1 pseudogene is annotated in these 287 nt (G+C 36.2%); it reads left to right on the top strand.

Going from position 1 to position 287, the window contains the following annotated elements:
- Positions 1–16: 16 nt before the first annotated feature.
- Positions 17–287, top strand: a pseudogene (locus tag ACSG5Z_RS31730) (ABC transporter permease); the annotation flags it as partial.

The raw sequence follows: 287 nt of genomic DNA, 5'->3' as shown, positions 1-287 counted from the left end.
ACTATTAGTTGACTAACAACCGATTCCGATTACAGCGCTTGCTCCTCTCTTCGTGTTATGGTTTGGATATACGATTTGGAGTAAGGTTGTTGTTACTGTTTTAATTACGTTTTTCCCAATTGCGGTAAATACGTATGATGGACTACGCAGTACGAAAAAAGAATGGGAGGAGCTATTAATTACGTATGGGGCAACGAAAAAAGTTGTTTTTCTTAAATTAAAATTGCCGTCTGCTCTTCCTTATTTTTTCTCAGCTTTAAAAATTGCAGTTCCGCTTAGTGTAATTT

The sequence above is a fragment of the Bacillus pretiosus genome (assembly GCF_051294775.1).
Taxonomy (GTDB): domain Bacteria; phylum Bacillota; class Bacilli; order Bacillales; family Bacillaceae_G; genus Bacillus_A; species Bacillus_A wiedmannii.
The sequence above is the reverse complement of the archived record's forward strand: the minus strand, read 5'-3'. Positions and strand labels throughout refer to the sequence as shown.